Here is an 18930-nt window from a genome sequence, read left to right as displayed (position 1 = left end):
CCGATCCCGGGGACCGCCGCCGGCTCCCCGGCCCTGCCTCGGCGGGCCAGCCAGCGTCCTGTGCTCCTGTAGGAGCCGGCGCTCCCGTAGAGGGGGAAGCGAGCCTGGCCATTCGGCCAGCAGCGGGGTGGCGGTGAGGCGCTCCGGAGTCGACCGAGGCCAGCCGTCAGCTGAGGGGGTGCGCGCGGTGCGCGAGGTCTACACCGAGGGCGTCTTGCGCGCGCCGCGTGACCGATGACCCGGTCAGCGTCGGCGCCCGCGGCGCCGGCCGGGCAGATGTGGCCGCTGTATGCGGCCGGTTTCACCACCGCGTTCGGCGCGCATGGCATCGCCGCGAACCTTGGCGCGGCCTCGGGGCACGCCGTCAGGTCGCTTTTGGTGCTCGGTGGGCTGCTTGCTCTGTATGACGGGGCTGAGGTGCTGCTCAAACCGGTGTTCGGTGGTCTCGCGGACCGCGTCGGTGCCCGGCCGGTTCTTCTCGGTGGGCTGATGGCCTCTGCTCTCGCGTCTGCGCTGTATGCGGTGGCGGACAGTCCTGGCTGGCTGTGGGCCGCGCGTCTTGGCCAGGGCGCCGCGGCGTCGGCCTTTTCCCCGTCGGCCTCGGCGCTGGTCGCCCGGCTGAACCCGGCGGCGAAACACGGCCGGGCGTTCGGCTCCTATGGGTTCTACAAGTCGATCGGCTATACCCTCGGGCCGCTGCTGGGCGGGGTGCTGGTGTGGGCGGGGGGTATGCGGCTGCTGTTCACGGTGCTGGCCGTCCTCGGCGTCACGGTCGCCGGGTGGGCGGCGCTGGCCGTGCCGGTCGTGGCGCCGCTGCCGAGGTCTCGGCAGACCGTGGCGGATCTGGCCCGGCGGTTGGCTGACACGGGCTTCCTCGCGCCGACCGCCGCGCTGGCCGGCGCGACGGCGGCCCTTTCCGTCGGGGTCGGTTTCCTGCCGGTTTCAGGTCGGGCGGCCGGGCTGGGCGCGCCGGCTACCGGCGCGGCCGTCTCTGTGCTCGCCGCCTGCGCGGCCGTCGTCCAGCCGCGGGCCGGGCGTGCCCTCGATCAGCGGCGTCTGACGGCCTGTTCCGGTCTGGCCGCGGGCCTGGCGGTCACCGCCGCAGGGCTGACCGGCGCGACGCTGCCGGGCCTGACGGGAGTGCTTGTCGGCGCCGCGCTGATCGGCGTGGGGGTTGGTCTGATCACGCCGCTGGGTTTCGCGGCGCTGGCCGCGAGCACCGCTCCCGCACGTCTGGGCCAGACCATGGGCGCCGCCGAGCTCGGCCGTGAACTCGGCGACGCGGGCGGTCCGCTGCTCGTCGCGACCGTCGCCTCCCTCACCACGCTCGCCTTCGGTTTCGCGGCGCTCGCGGCACTGCTCGCCGCCGGTGCGGCTCTCGCGTTCGCGCGCCGTGGCCGTGCGCCAGGGCGCGGGAGCACCGAGTCCGGTCTGGGTGCCTGACCGCTCCGGCCGGACCCCCTCGGAGCCGTTGTGTGCCCTGCCGGTGTCCCTTCTGCGTGATCGAGTTCCAGAGCGCTGGCGTGGCCTGGGCGGCTATCGGGGCAGTGTCTGGGTGATGCGCCACAGCCGCCGGGGCAGGCCGCCTTCCTCGAAGGCGTGTACCTCGTTCAGGGCCCAGCCGGTCGCGAGGTCGTCGATCAGGTCGCGGGGGAAGAAGTGGACGGCGAAGCCGCCGTGTTCCCAGATGTCGTCGCCGTGGCTGGTCCCGGCCCGGTAGTGGGCGTCGCCGGTGTGGCGCACGGTGTAGACGAGGACGCCGCCCGGTCGTAGCACCCGGCGTACCTGCACGATCACCGTGTGGATCTGCGCGGTGGTCAGGGCCATGCTCAGCAGCATGTGCGCGAACACCGCGTCCACGGATCCGTCCCTGAGCGGTAGTGGCTCGCGGACGTCCTGGGCGGCCGTGAGGATCCGCTCCGCCGTGCCCTGACTGCCAGCAGCCGAGCGCAACTGCTCCAGGCCCACCACACTGAAGTCGGTGGCCACCACGGTGAAGCCCGCGCGGCCGAGATACAGCGCGTCACGGCCGTGGCCGGCACCCAGCTCCAGCACCCTTCGGGCGCCCGCCGCGCGGAAGACCTGCGCGGCGTGAACAGCTGGCTCTGAAGGTTCCTGCCCGTACATGGCGGGATGCTCGCCGTAGGTCCGCTGCCAGTGCTCGCGCTGGGCCTCGGCCAGCTCCTGCTTCGCCACCGCGGACGCCCTTCCCACCACCCAGCCAGCGCCGGGCCTTTAGAAGCCAGCCTAGAGAGTCCCGCCAGGTGCCGTCGTCGCGCCGTTCCTTACACGGTCCAGGGGCGGGCGGGCCGCCCGTTGCTGCCAGGGGTCGGGGCCTGGGTCGTGGCCGGTGGCGGCGTGGTGGAGGCGGGCCAGGAAGTGGTTCCAGCCGCTGGCGTGGACGGAGGTCTGGCTGTCGGGCAGGTTGCGGTGTTCGAGGCGCAGGCGGGTGCCGGTGGGGGTGGCGTCAAGAGTGAACTCGACTTCGGTCGCACCTGGGGGTAGGTCGGTGCTGCCGGCGACGCCCCAGGTGACGACGATGCGGTGGGGTGGTTCGACGATCCGGTAGTGGCCGCGGACGGGGACGCCGTTGACGTCGAGGTGGAAGGTGCCGCCGGGGCTGGGGTCGAGGGTGGCGTGCTGGCCCATCCAGCGGATCATGTGAGCGGGGTCGGTGAGGTGGCGGAACACGTCCTCGACGGGGGCATCAATGTTGATCTCGGTGCTGTAGGGGTCAGCCATCGCGGCGCCGCCCTGGTTCGGAGGCGTCGGGCGTCGGCTCGTTCGGCTCTCGCTGCCCGCGGGGGCGTTCGAGGGCGGTTTTGAGTTGGCCGAGGTGGTGGGTCCAGAAGTCGTCGAGGAAGTCCTGGACAGCGGCGAAGCCGTCGGGGCGGACGAGGAAGAGGTGACGTGTGCCCTCGCGGCGCTCGTCGACCAGGCCGGCTTCGTGCAGCACCTTCAGGTGTCGGGAGACGGCCTGGGAGGTGATGGCGAGTTGGTCGGCGATCTCACCGACGGACCGGGGGGTGGTCGAGACCAGCCGCAGGATGTCGCGCCGGTTCGGTTCGGCGAGCGCTTTGAGGGCCACGTCGGGGTTCATGACTGGCGGCCGAGGAATCCCACCAGCCGGTCGGTGACCGGGGCGGTCGCGGCGACCGGGAGTGCCGGCCCGATCGCGGTGCCGCGGAAGTCGTCGGTGATGGCCTGGCTGGCGAACGCGAGGACGTGGCTGGCGAGGTCATCGTCGAGGCTGACGGGCTGGCCGGTGGCGGTGGCGAGGTCCCAGCCGTGCACGAGAATGTCGAGCGTGGTCAGCCCCGCGAGGGCTGGGCCGGGCATGTCTCCTAGCGGGGTCGTGTGCAGGCGGGTGAGGGTGTCGCCGACGCGGGCCGCGGCCAGCAGCGCGGCGGACCCGGTCGCGTACGCCGTCGCCGGGTCGTCGCCGACCAGGTCGGTGGCGGGCAGGCCGCCGGGTGCCATCGGGTGGCGCGGCGCGGCGTCGGTGAACAGGGCCTCGCCGAGCCACAGCGTGCCGACGAGGTGGTTGAGCAGCGCGCGCACGTCCCACTCAGTGCAGGGTGTGGTGGCATCCAGCTGGTCGGGGCGCACGGTCTTGATGATGCCAGCGGTCGAGGTGACCGCGCCGTCGAGCGCGTCGAAGATCTCCATGCTAAGACTCCCATCTGCAACCAGATTGTTGTGCAACTGTACGTTAGCGCAATGGGTAGGTTGTGGATGTCGGGGTAGGGACACGTCGCCGGCTGCCGGCCGGTCGGCCAGTCCAAGCCCGGTCCGGACTGCCGCACGGCGCCTTGGACTGCGAGGTGACACCCCCGCCGGAGCGGAGGCTGCGTGACCACGGCACCGCCGCTCGGCTCGGCGGCCGGCCGTTGGGTCATCCGTTCTCCGTGGCCGAGACGGCCCGCCGCGACGCCCACGGGCGGGGCCGCCCCTATGTCGCCATCGGCCGCGACCGCGTCTCTCACGACCTGACCATTGCGGGGATCACCGCCGAGGGAATATTCGACCCGCCGGCCGGACGTGGCGCATGAAAGAGCCAACCCAGGAAACAAGGACAGAAGCACACCGGCCACATGGTCTGGTGCCGGCGTAACCGTAAGGGCGCCGCCACCAACCGTGCCAACCCTGTGGAGAACTGGATCTGGTCGCCGCGCGCGGTCCATGAGGCGTTCGTCTCACTCGAAGGCTTCGTCGACGCCCAACAAATCATCGCCCACCGTAGAGGGTCCCGCGGCGAAGGCGGCGTCAACCGGCACCCCCAGACCAAAAGGGTCTACCGGCTACGCAGCTACATCTTCTGCGAGCTGTGCGGGCGGCGGATGTACGGCAAGACCCACGCGAAGGTCAGCTACTACGTGTGCGCCCCGAAGAAGGGATACGTCCCGTCCGGGCACCCAGGCGCATCGAGTTTCTCGCGCCGCGAGGAGCACCTGCTCGACGGCATCAACATCTTCCTCGCGGAATGTGTGTTCGGCGGGTACCGCCGCGACCTCCTCGCCAGCACGATCACAACCAGTCACGACCACGCCGACGATCACAAGAAGCGGATCGGGAAGATCGACCTCGCAGGGCTGCCGGACGACCTGAACCGCCGCCTCTTCGAGGCGCTCCGGTTCGAGATCCGCTACAACCGCTACACCAGCAGGGCCACCTGTCGCATCACGCTTCGAGGCGAGACCGTACAACCCGCCGCAAAGATTGCACGTCAAGCCATGACTGTAGAACCGAGTCGGCCCGATGAGACCGACCGGCAGGAGGAAACAGGGTGGAGGGACACAGGCATGGTCAAAATCTCGCAGAAGGTTGCCTCCTTCTACGGAGTGCCCCCGGCAGGATTCGAACCTGCGCACCTGCCTCCGGAGGGCAGTGCTCTATCCCCTGAGCTACGGGGGCGTACAAGCCGCGGACCGCCTCGAACATACGGTCCCGCCGCCGGATCGCCTTGGCAACGAGGCATACCGTACCAGGTCCGATCGCCGGACCGGGGCGCGGGCTCGCCGTAAGCTTCCGCCGTGCACCTTGAACCCCCGCGTGTCCTGGTCGTCGACGACGACCCGACGCTGCGCCAGCTCGTGGTCGTGAACCTGGAGCTGGAGGGTTTCGAGGTCCATGAGGCGGTGGACGGCCAGGACTGCCTGGAACGCATCCGTGAGATCGCTCCGGCCGTGGTGACGTTGGACATCATGATGCCTCGGGTCGACGGCTGGGAGGTCGCGAGCCGGCTGCGGGAGGACCCGGCGACCGCGGACATCAAGCTCGTCGTGCTGACCGCCGCCACCCGCGAGGCGGACCTGCGCCGCGGCGCCCGGGTCGGGGTCGACTACTACCTGACCAAGCCGTTCGACCCGGACGACCTGGTCGGCGTGGTGCAGCGACTGGTCGCGGGACAGCGCGTCTGAGCCCGCGGGCCGGGCTGGTGCACGGGCGCTCCTGACGGCCCGGCGGCCGCTCGCGAAGGCCGCCCCGAGGCTCCGCGGCCCGCCGCGCCGGGCGGACTCGGCCTCACGCCCGGATTTGTGCCGGCGACTACTGTCCGACCGCGCCGATAGCATCGCGGCATGACTCCCGCCGACCTTGCCGACGTCATCGTGTCGGCCGTCCGCGCCGCGGTGGCGGACGGTGCGATCGACGTCGCCGTCCCCGTGACGGTTCCGGTGGAGCGCCCGAAGAACCCGGAGCACGGCGACTACGCCTCCCCGGCGGCGCTCCAGCTCGCGAAGGCGGCCCGGCGACCCCCGCGCGAGGTCGCCGAGCTGCTCGCGGACCGGCTGCGCAAGGACCCGGGAGTCGCGACGGTCGACGTGGCCGGCCCCGGCTTCCTGAACATCAAGCTTGCCTCGGACGCGCTCGGCGAGCTGGCCCGCACGATCGTGCGGGCCAGCGAGGCCTACGGCCGGGCGCCCGAGCGCAGGGGGACCCGGGTGAACGTCGAGTTCGTCTCGGCGAACCCGACCGGCCCGGTCACCCTCGCCTCGACCCGGTGGGCCGCGGTGGGCGACGCGCTGGTGCGCATCTTCGACGCGGCTGGCTACGACACGGCCGCCGAGTACTACGTCAACGACGCCGGCGTGCAGATCGCCCGGTTCGGCGCGTCGGTGCTGGCCGCGGCGAAGGGCGAGCCGACGCCCGAGGACGGCTACCACGGCGCGTACATCGCGGAGATCGCCGCGAGCCTGCTGGCGGAGCACCCCGGCCTCCTGGCCGGGGACGACGCGGCCGCGCTCGCCGTCACGACCCGGGACGGGCTCGCGCTGATGCTGGCCGAGATCACCGCCACGCTCGAAGGCTTCGGCGTCCACTTCGACGTCTGGAAGTCCGAGCGCTCGATGCATGACGCAGGCGAGCTCGAGGCGGCGGTCGTCGACCTGCGGGCCCAGGGCCACGTCTACGAGGCGGACGGCGCGGTGTTCCTGCGCACCACCGACTTCGGCGACGACAAGGATCGCGCGCTGATCAAGTCGGACGGTCAGCCCACCTATTTCACGGCCGACGCGGCGTACTACCGGGACAAGCGCCGCCGGGGCTTCGAGAAGATCGTCATGCTGCTCGGCGCCGACCACCACGGCTACGTCGGCCGGCTCAAGGCCCTCGCGGCCTGCTACGGCGACGACCCGAACGAGTCGCTTGACGTGATCATCGGCCAGCTGGTGACGCTGACGCAGGGCGGCGAGCCGGTGAAGATGTCCAAGCGGGCCGGCAACTTCCTCACGCTTGCCGACCTGGTCGACGTCGTCGGCGTGGACGCCGCTCGTTACTCGCTGGTCCGCTCGTCTCTCGACTCGTCGCTCGACCTCGACCTCGACCTGATCGCGAAGCAGACGAACGACAACCCGGTGTTCTACGTCCAGTACGCGCACGCGAGGATCGCCTCGCTGCTGCGCAACGCCGCCGCGTTGGGGATCACCCCGGCGGACGGTCCGGGCGCGGTCCTCGACGGGATCGACGTGTCGCTGCTGGAGCATCCCCGAGAGGGTGACCTGCTGCGGGCGCTCGGCGAGCTGCCGACCGTGGTCGCGTCGGCCGCGTCGTTGCGGGCGCCGCACCGGGTAGCCCGGTACCTGGAGGAGCTGGCCGGCACCTATCACCGGTTCAACGACGCCTGCCGAGTCCTGCCGCGCGGGGACGAGGAGCCGACGCCGCTGACCGGTGCCCGGCTGCTGCTGGTCGAGGCCACGAAGGTGGTTCTCGCGAACGGGCTGCGGCTGCTGGGCGTCTCGGCCCCGGAACGCATGTGACCCTGAGCGCTAGACCCGAATGTGACAGCTAGGCCCAACTGTGATTTCTGGGCCCCGAATGGATGTGAATGTGATGTCGCAAGCCTCGGGCGCCTTGGCGACGACGCCGGTGGCGACACCCGTGGCGCCGTTGGAGGAACAGGTGTGGCCGGCCACGGCCGCGCTCGACTCCGACGGGGTGCTGCGGGTCGGTGGCCTGCGGGTCGACGAGCTGGCGGACGAGTTCGGCACGCCGGCCTTCTTCCTCGACGAGGACGACTTCCGGGCCCGCGCGCAGGCGTGGCGGTCCGGCTTCCCGGACGGGGACGTGTACTACGCCGGCAAGGCCTTCCTGTGCCGGGCGGTGGCCCGCTGGGTCGCGGACGAGGGGCTCAGCCTGGACGTCTGCACCGGCGGCGAGCTGGCCGTCGCCGCGTCGGTGGACTTCCCGCCGGCCCGGCTGCTCTTCCACGGCAACAACAAGTCCGTCGAGGAGCTGCGCCGGGCGGTCGCCTACGGCGTGGGCAGGATCGTGCTCGACTCCTTCGCCGAGATCGAGCGGCTCTCCTCCGTGGCCCGCGCCGCGGGGGTCCGCCAGCGTGTGCTGATCCGCGTCACCCCGGGCGTCGAGGCGCACACCCACGAGTACATCGCCACCGGCCAGGAGGACCAGAAGTTCGGCTTCTCGCTGGCCAGCGGCGCCGCGCTCGCCGCCATCGGCCGGGTGCTGGCCGCCGCGGACGGGCTGGAGCTTGTCGGCCTGCACGCCCACATCGGCTCGCAGATCTTCGACACGGCCGGTTTCGGCCTGGCCGCGCACCGGATGGTCGGCCTGCTCGCCACCGTCCGCGACACCCACGGCGTCGAGCTGCCCGAGCTCGACCTCGGCGGCGGCCTGGGCATCGCCTACACGGGCGAGGACGCGCCGCTGCCGGTCGCGGACGTCGCCGACCGGCTGCACACGATCGTCGGCAAGGAGTGCGCGAGCGCTGGGCTCGCCGTTCCGCGGCTGGCGGTCGAGCCGGGCCGGGCGATGGCCGGCCCGACCACGATCACCCTCTACCGCGTCGGCACCGTCAAGGAGCTGCCCGGCCTGCGCACCTACGTCAGCGTGGACGGCGGCATGAGCGACAACATCCGCACCGCCCTCTACGACGCCCGCTACACTGCCCGGCTGGTCTCGCGCCCGGGCGCGGCCGAGCACCACGTCGTCACCCTGGTCGGGAAGCACTGCGAGTCCGGCGACGTGGTGGCGCACGACGTGTCGCTGCCCGCCGACGTCGCGCCCGGCGACCTGCTTGCCATCCCGGCCACCGGCGCCTACCACCGCTCGATGGCCAGCAACTACAACCACGTCGGCCGCCCACCGGTCGTCGCCGTCCGCGCCGGCGTCGCGCGGGTCGTCGTCCGGCGTGAGACGGAGGACGACCTGCTGCGCCTGGACGTCGACGATCCGGCCGGCGCGGACGCCGCCGGGCCGAAACCGGGGGAGGCCAGGCGATGAAGGTCGCGCTGCTGGGCTGTGGCGTCGTCGGCTCCGAGGTGGCACGGCTGCTGGTCGAGCAGGCCGCCGACCTCACGGCGCGGGTCGGTGAGCCGCTGGAGCTCGCCGGCATCGCCGTGCGGCGCCTCGACCGCGACCGGGACGTCCCGGTCGGGCCGGAGCTGTTCAGCACCGACGCCGCCGGGCTGGTCGCCCGCGACGACGTGGACATCGTCGTCGAGGTCGTCGGGGGCATCGAGCCGGTCCGTACCTGGCTGCTCGCGGCCCTCGACGCCGGGAAGTCCGTCGTCAGCGCGAACAAGGCGCTGCTCGCCTCGGACGGCTCGACCCTGCACGACGCGGCCACGGCGGCCGACGTCGACCTGTACTACGAGGCCGCGGTCGCCGGGGCGATACCGCTGCTGCGGCCGTTGCGCGAGAGCCTCGCCGGCGACCGGGTCCGTCGGGTGCTGGGCATCGTCAACGGCACCACGAACTACATCCTCACCAGGATGGATGAGACCGGCGCGTCCTTCACCGACGCGCTGGACGAGGCGAGCGCCCTCGGCTATGCGGAGGCCGACCCGACAGCCGACATCGACGGCTACGACGCCGCGGCCAAGGCGGCGATCCTCGCCCAGCTCGCGTTCCACACCCGGGTCACGCTCGCCGACGTGCACCGCGAGGGCATCGCGACCGTCACCGCCGCCGACATCGCGAGCGCCAAGGCGATGGGCTGCACCGTGAAGGCGCTGGCCATCGCCGAGCGCTCCTCCGAACGGCAGGGGGTGAGCGTCCGGGTGCACCCGGCGATGGTGCCCCGCTCCCACCCGCTGGCCAGTGTTCGCGAGGCGTTCAACGCGGTGTTCGTCGAGGCGGAGGCCGCCGGGCAGCTGATGTTCTACGGCCGGGGCGCCGGTGGCTCGCCGACGGCGTCGGCGGTGCTCGGTGACCTCGTCGCGGTCGCCCGCAACCGGGTCGCCGGCCGACGCGGCCCGGGGGAGTCCGCCTACGCCGACCTGCCCGTCCTTCCGATGGGTGAGACCATCACCAGTTACCACGTCAATCTCGACGTCACGGACAAGACCGGTGTCCTGGCCACGGTGGCCGGCGCGTTCGCGCACCACGGCGTGTCCATCCGCAGCGTGCGGCAGGAGGGCCGAGGCGACGATGCCAGCCTGGTGCTGGTGACCCACGCCGCCGCGGACTCCGCGCTGGCGGCGACAGTTGAGGACCTGCGGAACCTGGACATCGTCCGCGCGGTGGCCGGGGTGCTGCGGGTCGAGGGAGGTGAGCCATGACCACCACCACGTCATCGGCGCGGCCGGTGGACGGGCACACGAACGGGAGCGCAGGAGTGGACATCGCCGGTGCGTCGAACCTGTTCGCCGGGCCGGGCCGGCCGGCCCGCCGGCCCTGGCGCGGGATCATCGAGGAGTACCGCGACCGGCTCCCGCTGCCGGCGGACGCCCCGGTCATCACCCTGCTGGAGGGCGGCACCCCGCTCGTCCCCGCCAGCCACCTGTCCGAGGTCACCGGCTGCGACGTGCATCTGAAGGTCGAGGGCGCGAACCCGACCGGCTCGTTCAAGGACCGCGGCATGACGATGGCGATCAGCGCCGCCGCCGGCGAGGGCTCCAAGGCCGTCATCTGCGCGTCCACCGGCAACACCAGCGCCTCGGCGGCGGCCTACGCGGCGCGGGCCGGGATGATCTGCGCCGTGCTGGTCCCGAGCGGGAAGATCGCGCTGGGCAAGATGGCTCAGGCGCTGGTGCACGGCTCCCGGCTGCTGCAGCTCGACGGCTCGTTCGACGACTGCCTGCGGGTGGCGAGGGACCTGGCCGAGGCCTACCCGGTGACGCTGGTCAACTCGGTCAACCCGCTGCGGCTCGAGGGCCAGAAGACCGCGTCTTTCGAGATCATCGAGGCGCTCGGGGCGGCCCCCGACATCCACTGCCTTCCCGTCGGGAACGCGGGCAACATCACCGCCTACTGGCGCGGATACCTGGAGGCGGACAAGGAAGCGGGCACCGGGCGGCCGCGGATGTTCGGCTTCCAGGCCGCCGGCGCCGCGCCGATCGTGCGCGGCAGCGTCGTCACCTCGCCGCAGACGATCGCGACCGCGATCCGGATCGGCAACCCGGCCTCCTGGGACTTCGCCGTCGACGCGCGGGACTCGTCCGGCGGGCTGATCGACGCGGTGAACGACCGGCAGATCCTGGCCGCCTACCGGCTGCTCGCCCGCACCGAGGGCGTGTTTGTCGAGCCGTCCAGTGCCGCCAGCGTCGCCGGGCTGCTCGCCGCGCACGAGGCCGGCACGATCGACCCAGGCCAGCGGATCGTGTGCACGGTCACCGGCAACGGGCTGAAGGACCCCGACTGGGCGATCAGCGGCGCGGCCAAGCCGGAGACCATCCGGCCGACCGTCGCTGGCGCGGCCGAGGCGCTCGGGCTGCGGCGGTGACCCCTGCCCCTTCCGCGCCGGTCCTGGTGCGACGGCCCTTGGTGGCGACGGACCGGGCCAGGCCTTGACCGGGGTCTTCGGCCGCTCGTCCGCCAGCGGGGCGGCGGGCCTGGCTGATGCCATGACGGCGGCGAGCGGCGCGGCGCCCACCGCTGGGCAGCCGGGCGCTGAGCTGGACGAGGACGGGCCGAGTGTCGGCGTCCGGGTCCGGGTGCCGGCCACGAGCGCGAACCTCGGCCCGGGCTTCGACGCCTACGGGCTGGCCCTCGGCTACTACGACGACGTCGAGGTGACGCTGCGCCGTCACGGACTCTCGGTCAGCGTCACGGGCGCCGAGCAGGTCTCCGACGGCGAGGACAACCTGGTCGTGGGCGCTATCCGCGCCACGTTCGACGAGCTGGGCCGGCCGCAGCCGGGCCTGGAGGTGCGCTGCGTCAACCGGATCCCGCACGGCCGCGGTCTCGGCTCGTCCGCCGCTGCGATCGTCGCCGGCGTGGCCGCCGCCTGGGCTCTCGACCCTGCCGCGTACTTGGCCGGCGCGGATGGCACCTCAGGTTCGCCCGCCGATGGCGGCCTCACCAGCGGGGCCAACGCGTTCGACCGGTCCGGGGCACTGCGGGTGGCGACCGCGATCGAGGGGCACCCGGACAACGTCGCCGCCGCGCTGTTCGGCGGCTTCACCGTCGCCTGGACCGGGCCCGATGGCGTGGCGGTCCACCGCGCCGAGCCGGTCACCGAGCTGCGCCCGGTCGCGTTCGTGCCGTCGGTCCGAACGTCGACCGCGGACTCCCGTGGCCGGCTGCCGGAACGGCTGGCACACGCGGACGCGTCGTTCTCGGCCGGCCGCGCCGGTCTGCTCGCCCTCGCGCTCACCTCGCCCGTAGCCACGCCGGGCACCCTGGGCGAACCGGCGGCCGACGTCGGCGCGCGCGGCCGGCTGATGCTGGCGGCCACCGAGGACCGGCTGCACCAGCCGTACCGGCTGCCCGCCGTGCCCGAGTCGGCCGCGCTCGTCGAACGGCTGCGGGCTGCGGGCGTGGCGAGCGTGCTCTCCGGCTCCGGCCCGACCGTGCTCGCACTCGCCGTTGGAGGTGGGCAGGCCGCCGCCGCGGTTGGCGTGCCCGCGCCCGGCTTCGCCGTCCTCCCGCTCGCCGTCGACCGCGACGGCGTCCAGGTCACCTCGGCCGGGAGCCGATAGCACGCGTCCCGCGAGGCGGGCCGCCACTCGAGGATGCGGCGGACGGGCGATCCGGGAATATCGGGCGCGTGGTGGGCGCTGTCAGCTTCGCGACGGTCTCTGACGGTGCCCGGTCTGGTCCGCTCCACGCGTCGCCCGTCGGCCTCTCGCCGGCGGCGGGTGGCCGGGCTGGCGACTGCCTGGTGACCGAGCAGCGGTTCGGGGACATTGACCTGAAGCAGCCTGCTTTGCGGCGTGACCTGGGTGACCTTTGGTGGCCGCCGCTTCGGTACTGGCGACGGCGGGTACTGTGGAAGCACGAGAACCGCGGTTTCGGGTCGAGCTTGTGGCCCGATGCGCGAGGGGGCGGCGATCGGCCCGCTGATGGGCGAAAGCGCCACCCCGGCGTCATGACAACCCCAGGTTGTTGCCGAGGTGTCTCCGTCTGGATAGTCTGATGGCTGCACCCGCCGCGCCGCGGCGCGTGCTCGCCCCGCCGGTCTGGCTGGAGCTCTCTCTAGTCCGTCCTGGTGCAGGATTCCGGTGCCCGCGCCTCGCCGCCGTTGCCTCGGCTCGACACCGGCGATGTGGCGGGCGAGCCTGGTCGCTGACCTCTGGTCGGCATTCCGGGTTGGCCCGCGATGTCTCCCGGGGGCGACGACCCCCGGATCCACCGGGGAATCCGGGTTCGTTCGGGCGTCGGCCTTTGTGGCGTCGACGGGCGCGTCATGCGGCCCGGTCAGCGGCGATATCTCCCGCATCTGTCAGCCATGTACACGGTGGAGCCAGGTGACGGGGGTCCATACGCATCACCCGGCTCGAGAGGAGCCGGTTCCTTCAGGGAAGGAAAACCTTGAGCGACACCACCGACGTGCTGCCTGAGAGCGCACGTGAGTCCGCGGCGCCCGCACCGCTCCCCGTCAGCCAGCCGGCCGTCCTTGCGCCGGCTGCTCCGGCTCCGGTGCTGGTAGAGGGTGGGGCCGGCCAGGCGCCGGCGGACGACGCGACTCCAGGCTCGGCCAATCCGCGCCGTCGCCGTAGCGGTACCGGCCTCCAGGCCATGCTCCTGCCAGAGCTGCAGTCCATGGCGAGTTCGTTGGGGATTCAGGGCACCGGCCGGCTCCGGAAGGGGCAGCTGATCGCCGCCATCCAGAACGTGCAGAACGGCTTGGCGCCCATGGCGAACGGCGTCGGCGCCGAGCCTGAGTCCCCGGCCGCCGAGCCGGCCGCGCCTCGGGCCAGGAGCCGGCGGGTCACCCGCGGCATCGTCAGCCCCGAGCAGGCCGAACTCGTCGAGGCGCCGGCCCGGGAAGCCACCGAGCCGCCCGCCACCGAGCCGCCCGCCGCCGACCAACCCGCCGCGGCGACCCCCACCAGCACCACGGGCACCACGGGCACCACGAGCACCACGAGCACGATCAGTACCCCCCGAGCCCGTGAGGACCGCCGCGACCGTGGCGAGCGCCCGGAGCGAGGCGAGCGTCCCGAGCGGGGCGAGCGCGCCGACCGCGGCGAGCGGGCGGACCGGGGTGAGCGGGCGGACCGGGGTGAGCGTCCCGAGCGGGCGGACCGCGGGGAGCGTCCCGAGCGGGCCGAGCGCCCGGAGCGCTCCAACGGCCGGCAGGCCGACCGCCAGGGCTCCCGACAGGACCGCCAGCAGTCCGACCGGTCGGACCGGCAGTCCGACCGGTCGGACCGGCAGTCCGACCGCCCGGACCGGCAGTCCGAGCGCACGAACGACCGCCAGAGCCCCCGCGCCGCCCAGCAGCAGCCGCAGGATGACGACGAGGACGGCAACCGGCGGCGCGGCCGGTTCCGCGAGCGCGGCCGCAACCGTGGCCGCGGCCAGGGCGGCACCACCGACAACGAGCCGGTGGTGCGCGAGGACGACGTCCTCATCCCGGTCGCCGGCATTCTCGACGTCCTGGACAACTACGCTTTCGTCCGCACCAGCGGCTACCTGACCGGGCCGGCCGACGTCTACGTCAGCCTCGCCCAGGTCCGCCGGCACGGCCTGCGCCGCGGCGACGCCATCACCGGCGTCGTGCGGGCCCCGCAGGAGGGCGAGGCGCGCCGCGACAAGTACAACGCGCTCGTCCGGCTGGACACCATCAACGGGATGGACCCGGAGGAGGCCCGCGGGCGCCCCGAGTTCACCAAGCTGACCCCGCTCTACCCGCAGGACCGCCTGCGGATGGAGACCGAGCCGCACGTCATGACCACCCGGGTCATCGACCTGGTGATGCCGATCGGCAAGGGCCAGCGGGCGCTGATCGTCAGCCCGCCGAAGGCCGGCAAGACGATGGTGCTCCAGGCGATCGCCAACGCGATCACCACGAACAACCCGGAATGCCACCTCATGGTCGTGCTCGTCGACGAGCGGCCGGAGGAGGTCACCGACATGCAGCGGTCGGTGAAGGGCGAGGTCATCGCCTCGACCTTCGACCGCCCGCCGTCGGACCACACCAATGTGGCGGAGCTGTCCATCGAGCGGGCCAAGCGGCTCGTGGAGCTGGGCCAGGACGTCGTCGTGCTGCTGGACTCGATCACCCGGCTCGGCCGCGCCTACAACCTGGCGGCTCCGGCATCCGGCCGCATCCTGTCCGGTGGTGTGGACTCCACCGCGCTCTACCCGCCGAAGCGATTCCTCGGCGCGGCCCGCAACATCGAGAACGGCGGCTCGCTGACCATCATCGCCACGGCCCTCGTCGAGACCGGCTCCACGATGGACACGGTCATCTTCGAGGAGTTCAAGGGCACCGGTAACGCCGAGCTCAAGCTCGACCGCAAGATCGCGGACAAGAGGATCTTCCCGGCGGTGGACGTCGACGCGTCCAGCACCCGTAAGGATGAGATCCTGCTCGCGCCCGACGAGCTGGCGATCATGCACAAGCTGCGGCGGGTGCTGCACACCCGTGAGTCACAGCAGGCCATCGAGCTCCTGCTCGGCCAGCTCAAGCAGACGCGGACGAACTACGAGTTCCTGATGCAGATCGCGAAGACGACGCCGGCCAGCGACTAGCGGACGCCGCCCGCGGCCTGGGCCCAGGTCCCGCGCTCCGGCGCGGGACCGCGGGACTAGGGCGTGGGCAGCCGGTGTTACAGGGCTGGCGGCGGGTCGTGGGCGCGCCGCTGGCCCGGTCGAAGGTCTGGCAAACTTGGGCTGGTATCAGGCTCCGGTTCACGTCGTCGCGACATGCGGCGGCGACCCGGCGGCCAACGTGAGAAGAGGGACCACCATGAAGGCTGACATTCACCCGACGTACGAGGACACCACCGTGGTCTGTACGTGCGGGAGCACGTTCACCACCAAGAGCACCAAGGCGGGCGGCACGATCCACGCCGAGGTCTGCTCGCAGTGCCACCCGTTCTACACCGGCAAGCAGAAGATCCTCGACGTCGGCGGCCGGGTGGAGAAGTTCGAGCGTCGCTTCGGCAAGCGCCAGCCGGGCCAGAAGGCCTCCGGCACCAATTAGGTCGGTAGCGCGGCGCTCGTCCGGGTTTTGCGGGCGGGCGCCGCTTGCTTTGGCCCCGCCGTCCTACTGGTGCTGTGAAGAGGTAACTGATGCCATCGGCGTTGGAAAAGCTGCTCGATGAGCATGCCGTGATCGAGAAGCGGCTCGCGGACCCGGCGGTGCACAACGACGCCGCCGAGGCGCGCGCGCTGGGCCGCCGGTACGCCGAGCTGGCCCCGGTCGTCGACCTGGCCCGGGAGATCGACCAGGCGAACGGCGACCTGGAGACGGCGCGGGAGCTGGCCGTGGAGGACCCGTCGTTCCGCGCCGAGATGGCCGACCTGGAGACGGCCATCCAGGACCGGCGGCAGCGCCTGCGCACGCTGCTCGCCCCGACCGACCCGGATGACGGCCGGGACGCGATCCTCGAGGTCAAGGCAGGCGCCGGCGGCGAGGAGTCCGCACTGTTCGCGGGCGACCTGCTGCGGATGTACCTGCGCTACGCCGAGCGGCGCGGCTGGAAGACCGAGATTCTCGAGGCCAATCCCAGCGACCTGGGCGGCTACCGGGACGTCAGCGTCGCCGTGAAGTACCGCGGCCACGTCCCGCCGGGCCAGCCAGGTGTGTATGGCCGGCTGCGGTTCGAAGGCGGCGTGCACCGCGTCCAGCGAGTGCCGGTCACCGAGTCGGCCGGGCGGATCCACACCTCCGCGGCCGGCGTGCTGGTGATGCCGGAAGCCGAGGAGGTCGACGTCCAGATCGACCCGAACGACCTGCGTATCGACGTGTTCCGGTCCTCCGGACCGGGCGGCCAGAGCGTCAACACCACCGACTCCGCGGTTCGGGTCACCCACGTGCCGACGGGTGTCGTCGTCTCCTGCCAGAACGAGAAGAGCCAGCTGCAGAACAAGGAGTCGGCGCTGCGCATCCTGCGCGCCCGGCTGCTGACGGTCGCCCGGGAGAAGGCCGAGTCGGAGAAGTCGGCGGCCCGCGCGAGCCAGGTCCGCACGATGGATCGCTCCGACAAGGTGCGCACCTACAACTTCCCGGAGAACCGGATCGCCGACCACCGGGTCAACTACAAGGCCCACAACCTCGAAGCGGTCCTCGACGGCGACCTCGACGACGTGCTCGACGCGCTGGCCGCCGCCGACCTCCAGGCCCGCCTGGCCGGGGACTCCGACGACGACTGACCGCCTGCTGACGGCCGAGCTCGCCGCGGCCACCCGCCGGCTGGAGACGGCCGGCGTCGCCAGCCCGCGGACGGACGCCCAGCTGCTCGCGGCGCACGTGCTCGGAGTGCCCCGCGGGCGGCTTCCGCTGGTCCGGGAGGTCCCGGCCGAGGCGCTCGACCGCTTCTGGGACCTGGTCGGCCGCCGGGCCGGCCGGGCACCGTTGCAGCACCTGACCGGCGAGGCCCATTTCCGCCACCTCACACTCGCCGTCGGCCCAGGGGTCTTCGTTCCCCGGCCCGAGACGGAGACGGTGGTGGGCTGGGCCGTCGAGGCGCTCGCGGCCGAGGCGGCGTCGGCGCCCGGCGGCCGTCGTGGCCCAGGCGATGGGCCGGTCTGCGTGGACCTGTGCGCCGGGTCGGGCGCGATCGCGCTGGCGTTGGCCGACGAGGTTCCCGGCGCCGAGGTGCACGCAGTCGAGGCCGACCCGGACGCGCTCGGCTACCTGCGCCGCAACGTCGCCACCACGGGCCTCCCGGTGCGGGTCCACGCCGCCGACGTCCTGGGCATCCCCCCGACCGGCATTGGGCCCGACTCAGCCGTCGCCTGGGCCCGGCTGCCCGTGCTGGAAGCACTCGCCGGGCTGCTCGGGCGCGTCGACGCGGTCGTCTCGAACCCGCCCTACCTGCCCGACGCGGACCGGGCCGTCGTGGAGCCTGAGGTGGGCCGCCACGACCCGCCGTGGGCGTTGTGGGGTGGCGGCGGCGACGGGCTGGCCGGGCCCCGGGCCGTGGCCGTCGCGGCCGCGGTCCTGCTGCGGCCGGGTGGGCTGTTCGCGATGGAGCACGCGGACGGGCAGGGCGCGGCCGTCCGCGCGCCGCTCGCCGCGGCCGGCGGCTGGAGCGAGATCGCCACCCGCCGCGACCTCGCCGGCAGAGACCGGTTTGTCACGGCCCGTCGGTAGGGATCCGGGTCGTGCCCGCCCGGAGTGGACGATCGTGTGGCGCCGCGGGGAACCCGCGGACGACGGGGCCGTCCGGGCAAGGCAGTAGGTTGGGCGCGTACGTAGCGCTTCCGGGATCCGCGGCGTGCGTCGCCGGCCGAGTCCGGCCGAGCCGAGCGCGGGGCCTCGTGGCGGTCGCGGCGACGGAATGGCTGTGAGGGACGAACGATGCGGCGCTTCGACTGCACGGACGCGGCGGCTCGGCAGGCGGGCCTGGAGATGGCCGCGAGCGCGGTCGGCCGCGGTGATCTGGTCGTCCTGCCCACGGACACGGTGTACGGCCTCGGCGCCGACGCCTTCGACGCCTCAGCGGTGCGCGCCCTGCTCGCCACCAAGAACCGGGGCCGGAACATGCCGGTGCCGGTGCTGATCGGGTCCTGGCGCACCCTGGACGGCCTGGTCAACCATGTCTCGATGCCGGTGCGCGAGCTCACCCGGGCGTTCTGGCCCGGCGGCCTGACCGTGATCGTGCGCCAGGCGCCGTCGCTGCGCTGGGACCTCGGTGAGAGCCGGGGCACGGTCGCGGTGCGGATGCCGCTGCACCCGGTCGCGATCGACCTGCTCGGCCGCACGGGGCCGATGGCCGTCTCCAGCGCCAACCTCAGCGGCCAGCCGGCTGCGACCACGGCCGACGAGGCGGTCGCGCAGCTGGGCGAGCAGGTCGACGTCTACCTGGACGCCGGCCCCTCGACTCACGGCGTCGCGTCGACCATCGTCGACTGCACCACCGACGTCCCCCGGGTCGTGCGGCTCGGCGCGATCGACCTGCCGACGCTGCGTGCGGTACTCCCGCTGGTCGAGGCGGCCTCGGAGGTCTCCTCGTGACGTACGCCGGCCGGGTGACCGGCCGGCCCGGCCGTCTGGCCGGCGCGGCGCGCACCGGCGGTGGCCCGCGGGCCCTAGCCCGGCCCGGCGCGCCGCGCGTTCGCTGGGACAATGCG

Annotated in this window: 16 protein-coding genes and 1 tRNA gene; 12 read left to right on the top strand and 5 right to left on the bottom strand. The window is 72.9% G+C overall.

The annotated features are described in order from the left end of the window. The first annotated feature begins 234 nt into the window (after positions 1 to 234). On the top strand, positions 235 to 1443 hold the full coding sequence (locus tag FRADC12_RS08270; protein WP_198152826.1) for an MFS transporter: 1209 nt from the start codon (positions 235 to 237) through the stop codon (positions 1441 to 1443). Positions 1444 to 1536: 93 nt separating this feature from the next. Here FRADC12_RS08270 and FRADC12_RS08265 read toward each other — a convergent pair whose 3' ends face one another. From FRADC12_RS08265 to FRADC12_RS08240, 5 genes are all read right to left on the bottom strand, one after another. After that, entirely contained in the window at positions 1537 to 2196 is a 660-nt protein-coding gene (locus tag FRADC12_RS08265; protein WP_198152825.1) for a class I SAM-dependent methyltransferase, read from the bottom strand. A 51-nt stretch (positions 2197 to 2247) separates the two neighbouring features. Continuing rightward, on the bottom strand, positions 2248 to 2742 hold the full coding sequence (locus FRADC12_RS08260) for an SRPBCC family protein (protein WP_232303674.1): 495 nt from the start codon (positions 2740 to 2742) through the stop codon (positions 2248 to 2250). Continuing rightward, positions 2735 to 3100, bottom strand: coding sequence for an ArsR/SmtB family transcription factor (locus FRADC12_RS08255; RefSeq protein WP_045876221.1), 366 nt, complete (start codon positions 3098 to 3100; stop codon positions 2735 to 2737). Before FRADC12_RS08255 ends, FRADC12_RS08260 begins: the two co-directional genes overlap by 8 nt. Continuing rightward, positions 3097 to 3669, bottom strand: coding sequence for a TIGR03086 family metal-binding protein (locus tag FRADC12_RS08250; RefSeq protein ID WP_045876220.1), 573 nt, complete (start codon positions 3667 to 3669; stop codon positions 3097 to 3099). The genes FRADC12_RS08255 and FRADC12_RS08250 overlap by 4 nt, the downstream gene beginning before the upstream one ends. Positions 3670 to 4842: 1173 nt before the next feature. Further along, positions 4843 to 4914: transfer RNA gene (locus tag FRADC12_RS08240), tRNA-Arg, on the bottom strand. Positions 4915 to 5033: 119 nt separating this feature from the next. Between FRADC12_RS08240 and FRADC12_RS08235 the strand changes: the two genes are divergently transcribed. The 11 genes from FRADC12_RS08235 to FRADC12_RS08185 all read left to right on the top strand — a co-directional run bounded on the left by FRADC12_RS08235 (position 5034) and on the right by FRADC12_RS08185 (position 18814). Further along, the gene (locus FRADC12_RS08235; RefSeq protein ID WP_045876218.1) at positions 5034 to 5420 is read left to right on the top strand and encodes a response regulator; all 387 of its coding nucleotides are present in this window, start codon (positions 5034 to 5036) and stop codon (positions 5418 to 5420) included. A 159-nt stretch (positions 5421 to 5579) separates the two neighbouring features. Beyond that, entirely contained in the window at positions 5580 to 7256 is a 1677-nt protein-coding gene (gene argS, locus FRADC12_RS08230; RefSeq protein WP_045876217.1) for an arginine--tRNA ligase, read from the top strand. Between the two features lie 73 nt (positions 7257 to 7329). After that, positions 7330 to 8739, top strand: a complete 1410-nt coding sequence (gene lysA, locus FRADC12_RS08225; protein WP_052711263.1) for a diaminopimelate decarboxylase — start codon at positions 7330 to 7332, stop codon at positions 8737 to 8739. Beyond that, positions 8736 to 10019, top strand: coding sequence for a homoserine dehydrogenase (locus FRADC12_RS08220; protein WP_045876215.1), 1284 nt, complete (start codon positions 8736 to 8738; stop codon positions 10017 to 10019). Before lysA ends, FRADC12_RS08220 begins: the two co-directional genes overlap by 4 nt. Continuing rightward, a complete protein-coding gene (gene thrC / locus FRADC12_RS08215) occupies positions 10016 to 11182 on the top strand; it encodes a threonine synthase (protein WP_084010518.1) in 1167 nt (388 codons plus the stop codon). Before FRADC12_RS08220 ends, thrC begins: the two co-directional genes overlap by 4 nt. Before the next feature lie 121 nt (positions 11183 to 11303). Next, entirely contained in the window at positions 11304 to 12380 is a 1077-nt protein-coding gene (locus FRADC12_RS08210; RefSeq protein ID WP_045879249.1) for a homoserine kinase, read from the top strand. Positions 12381 to 13212: 832 nt separating this feature from the next. After that, positions 13213 to 15381, top strand: coding sequence for a transcription termination factor Rho (gene rho / locus FRADC12_RS08205; protein ID WP_045876213.1), 2169 nt, complete (start codon positions 13213 to 13215; stop codon positions 15379 to 15381). Between the two features lie 217 nt (positions 15382 to 15598). Continuing rightward, entirely contained in the window at positions 15599 to 15835 is a 237-nt protein-coding gene (rpmE, locus tag FRADC12_RS08200) for a 50S ribosomal protein L31 (RefSeq protein WP_045876212.1), read from the top strand. An 89-nt stretch (positions 15836 to 15924) separates the two neighbouring features. Next, positions 15925 to 17007 carry a peptide chain release factor 1 gene (prfA, locus tag FRADC12_RS08195; RefSeq protein WP_045876211.1) on the top strand — a complete coding sequence of 361 codons (1083 nt, stop codon included), beginning with the start codon at positions 15925 to 15927 and terminating at the stop codon, positions 17005 to 17007. Positions 17008 to 17011: 4 nt separating this feature from the next. Beyond that, on the top strand, positions 17012 to 17950 hold the full coding sequence (gene prmC, locus FRADC12_RS08190; protein ID WP_045876210.1) for a peptide chain release factor N(5)-glutamine methyltransferase: 939 nt from the start codon (positions 17012 to 17014) through the stop codon (positions 17948 to 17950). 207 nt (positions 17951 to 18157) lie between these two features. Further along, positions 18158 to 18814, top strand: coding sequence for an L-threonylcarbamoyladenylate synthase (locus tag FRADC12_RS08185; RefSeq protein ID WP_045876209.1), 657 nt, complete (start codon positions 18158 to 18160; stop codon positions 18812 to 18814). The last annotated feature ends 116 nt before the right edge of the window (positions 18815 to 18930 follow it).

It is taken from the genome of Pseudofrankia sp. DC12 (genome assembly GCF_000966285.1).
Classification (GTDB): domain Bacteria; phylum Actinomycetota; class Actinomycetes; order Frankiales; family Frankiaceae; genus Pseudofrankia.
This window is presented reverse-complemented; position numbering and strand designations above follow the sequence as displayed.

What these genes read in the sequence shown, in the direction of transcription:
- FRADC12_RS08270 (WP_198152826.1), top strand. Translation starts at nt 235, where the DNA reads ATGACCCGGTCAGCGTCGGCGCCCGCGGCGCCGGCCGGGCAGATGTGG.
- FRADC12_RS08260 (WP_232303674.1), bottom strand. Translation starts at nt 2,742, where the DNA reads ATGGCTGACCCCTACAGCACCGAGATCAACATTGATGCCCCCGTCGAG.
- FRADC12_RS08255 (WP_045876221.1), bottom strand. Translation starts at nt 3,100, where the DNA reads ATGAACCCCGACGTGGCCCTCAAAGCGCTCGCCGAACCGAACCGGCGC.
- FRADC12_RS08250 (WP_045876220.1), bottom strand. Translation starts at nt 3,669, where the DNA reads ATGGAGATCTTCGACGCGCTCGACGGCGCGGTCACCTCGACCGCTGGC.
- argS (WP_045876217.1), top strand. Translation starts at nt 5,580, where the DNA reads ATGACTCCCGCCGACCTTGCCGACGTCATCGTGTCGGCCGTCCGCGCC.
- lysA (WP_052711263.1), top strand. Translation starts at nt 7,330, where the DNA reads ATGTCGCAAGCCTCGGGCGCCTTGGCGACGACGCCGGTGGCGACACCC.
- FRADC12_RS08220 (WP_045876215.1), top strand. Translation starts at nt 8,736, where the DNA reads ATGAAGGTCGCGCTGCTGGGCTGTGGCGTCGTCGGCTCCGAGGTGGCA.
- thrC (WP_084010518.1), top strand. Translation starts at nt 10,016, where the DNA reads ATGACCACCACCACGTCATCGGCGCGGCCGGTGGACGGGCACACGAAC.
- FRADC12_RS08210 (WP_045879249.1), top strand. Translation starts at nt 11,304, where the DNA reads ATGACGGCGGCGAGCGGCGCGGCGCCCACCGCTGGGCAGCCGGGCGCT.
- rpmE (WP_045876212.1), top strand. Translation starts at nt 15,599, where the DNA reads ATGAAGGCTGACATTCACCCGACGTACGAGGACACCACCGTGGTCTGT.
- prfA (WP_045876211.1), top strand. Translation starts at nt 15,925, where the DNA reads ATGCCATCGGCGTTGGAAAAGCTGCTCGATGAGCATGCCGTGATCGAG.
- FRADC12_RS08185 (WP_045876209.1), top strand. Translation starts at nt 18,158, where the DNA reads ATGCGGCGCTTCGACTGCACGGACGCGGCGGCTCGGCAGGCGGGCCTG.